2 protein-coding genes are annotated in these 3,071 nt (G+C 57.4%); one reads left to right on the top strand and one right to left on the bottom strand.

All coding sequences use genetic code 11. The features are described from left to right. On the bottom strand, window positions 1-348 hold a 348-nt coding region (locus ACTG3T_RS08895; RefSeq protein ID WP_439101914.1), incomplete at its 3' end, for an SOUL family heme-binding protein. A 134-nt stretch (window positions 349-482) separates the two neighbouring features. Between ACTG3T_RS08895 and ACTG3T_RS08890 the strand changes: the two genes are divergently transcribed. Then, a partial coding sequence (locus tag ACTG3T_RS08890; RefSeq protein WP_439101913.1) for a WD40/YVTN/BNR-like repeat-containing protein occupies window positions 483-3,071 on the top strand: 2,589 nt, incomplete at its 3' end.

The raw sequence follows: 3,071 nt of genomic DNA, 5'->3' as shown, positions 1-3,071 counted from the left end.
AAACTGTACTCGCCATTCTTCGCCCTCCCTGGTGCTTGTCACCGGCGTTGTCATCGCAATCTTCTCCGGTACCGCCTGCATGGTCACGGGCGCCGTCATGCTGATTTTCTCTGACTCGCCGGATCGCGCTGAGTTCTTGCCAAAAATATAACCGGCGATACGCCGAAAACCCTTATTGGACGCACTGCCCATGTCTCCGGCAATCCGTGTCTCGGCGACAATCATGGGATCGTAGGCTCGCAGTTCATAGTCACCTGATTGCTCTATGAGGGTGTACTCAGGTTCTTCCGTGGCCATGCAGGTGCCTGCGTAGATAAAAAGAAATAGTGCGGCAAACAGTATCCTCACGAAACAGCATCCTGCATGTCATTTTTTGCGCTTCTCACACGTTACACTTCCCGACAACTCATCGCCCCGACTATACAACAATGCGTTTACCTCTCTGCCTTTCGTTAATTGGACTGCTCTTCAGTTCAATGCTGATGTCCCAGCCCGACCTGCAGCTTCCGCTGCGCAGCATTGGCCCCGCGGGTATGAGCGGGCGCATTACCTCCATCGCAGTTAATCCCAGGAATAAAAATATCTGGTACCTGGGTTCGGCGTCCGGCGGCCTTTGGAAGACGATGAATGGGGGCACCACCTTCGACCCGGTTTTCGACGATCAGCCGGTGCAGTCCATCGGTGCAGTGGCCGTTGCGCCCTCGGATCCCGACGTGATTTACGCAGGCACGGGGGAGGGCAACCCGCGGAACTCCCAGTCCAGCGGTAACGGCCTTTATAAAAGTATCGACGGTGGAGCCACTTGGACCCATCTGGGTCTGGAAGAAAGCCGCAATATCCATCGTTTGATTGTGCATCCCGACAACAAAGACATCGTCTGGGCTGGTGTCCTGGGCGATCCGTTTAAGCCCAGCGATGTGCGCGGTGTTTACAAATCAGTGGACGGTGGGGCGACCTGGACTCAAGTCCTGTTTAGCAATGAGCGCAGCGGTGCTGCAGACCTGGTGATGGATCCACAGAACCCCGACAAGCTTATTGCGGCGCTCTGGGAATACCGGCGCAGTCCCTGGGACTCAGCGTCTGGTGGTCCCGGATCGGGTCTGTACCTTAGTGAGGACGGTGGGGATTCCTGGTCGGAGCTTGATGAAGCCCGGGGCTTGCCCCCTAAGCCCTACGGGCGGATTGGGGTCGCTATCGCGCCGTCGCAAACGGATCGTGTCTATGCGCTGATCGAGTCTCAGAAAAATGCCCTCTATCGCTCTGATGATGGCGGCATGTCCTGGACGATGATCAACACCGACACTATCGGCAGCCGGCCCTTCTATTTCTCTGAGCTTCACGTGGACACACAAAACCCTGATCGTGTTTACAACCTCTACTCCCGTCTCGCGCGGTCAGAAAACGCGGGGGAAGAGTTCGAGGTCATCGAGGACTGGGGCAGGGAGGTTCACGCCGATCACCACGCTTTCTGGATCGATCCCGAGGACTCAAGTTTTATCATCGATGGCACTGACGGCGGCCTGTACTGGAGTCGCGACCGGGGTGAGCACTGGCGCTTTGCAGAAAACCTTCCCCTGGGGCAGTTTTATCACATTACCGTTGATAACCACGTGCCCTACCGTGTGTATGGCGGGCTTCAGGATAACGGGACCTGGTATGGCCCCAGCGAAGTCTGGAACCGCGCTGGTATTCGCAACAGTTATTGGCGTGAGCTGGCGTTTAACGATGGCTTTGATGTGGTGTTGGAGCAGAAACCCAGCCCCTGGGTGTATGCGCTGTGGCAGGGTGGAATGCTGGTGCGCGTCAATCGGGAGACGGGACAGCGAAAAACCATCATGCCGGTTGATGGCGGGGAACCTCTGCGGTTTAACTGGAACGCTGCTATTGCCGGGGATCCGTTTAGCAGTGCTACTGTCTACATCGGCAGTCAGTTTGTTCACAAGTCTGCGGATCGCGGCGCGTCATGGTCGAGGCTGAGTCCCGACCTAACTACCGATAATCCCTCCAAACAACGACAGCAGGCGTCCGGCGGGCTCTCCATTGACGCCACGGCCGCCGAGAATCACACGACGATCACGGTGATTGCTCCCAGCAAACTTGAAAAGGGGCTGCTTTGGGTGGGCACTGATGACGGAAAGCTTCACCTGACGCGGGATGGAGGCGAATCCTGGACAGACCTCACGGCAAAGCTGAGCGCCGCGCCAGACTCCGGCTGGGTGAAGCAAATCGTGCCGTCCAGCTATGCGGCGAATGAGGCTTTCCTGGTCATAGACAATCACCTTCAAGGGGATGTGCAGCCGTACTTGTTTTATACCCGGGATTACGGGGAGACCTGGACAAACCTTCTGAAAAATCAGGAGATCCCGTCCTACGCGCTCTCCTTCGTGCAGGACCCCGTGGAGCCACGTTTGATGTTCCTGGGCACCGAGTATGGGCTCTACGTTTCTCTGAATGAGGGCGAAAGCTGGGAACAGTGGCTTAAGGGGTACCCGGCCGTGTCCACCATGGACATGGCCATTCAGGAGCGCGAAGGGGATCTGGTGATCGCAAGCTTTGGGCGCAGCGTTTGGATTCTGGACGATCTGACCCCCTGGCGAGCCCTGGCGGGAGACCCGGCGCTCCGGGACAAGCCTTTGCAACTTTTTGCACCTCCGGCTGCCTACCAACCGGTGATTGATCAGGTGCCAGGGCAGCGACTATCCCCCGATCATCTTTTTGCCGGTGACAACAATACCCGGGAAGCGCTTATCAGTTTCTGGGTGGGGGATGCATCTGTCGAATCTGTATCTCTCTCAGTGTTCCATGAGAGGCAGCTCGTAAGGGAATGGGAGCAGTCAGTAGAGCCGGGTCTGAATCGCACAAGCTGGGACCTGCAGTGGGCCGGGCAGGAGATCTACGGTCCGTTGATGAGTCCGGTGCTGGAGCAGCCTTTGGCGGCGCCCGGGTCCTACCAGCTACGGATTACTGCAGGCGACCTCACGCAAACGGCTGATCTGACGCTCCTTGCTGATCCAGGAGTGAGCTTTGACGCGCAACACTACGCGAACAACATGGCCTTCCGGCAGAAGATC

Origin of the sequence: Congregibacter sp., from assembly GCF_965660375.1 — a bacterium.
In the GTDB taxonomy this organism is placed as follows: domain Bacteria; phylum Pseudomonadota; class Gammaproteobacteria; order Pseudomonadales; family Halieaceae; genus Congregibacter.
This window is presented reverse-complemented; position numbering and strand designations above follow the sequence as displayed.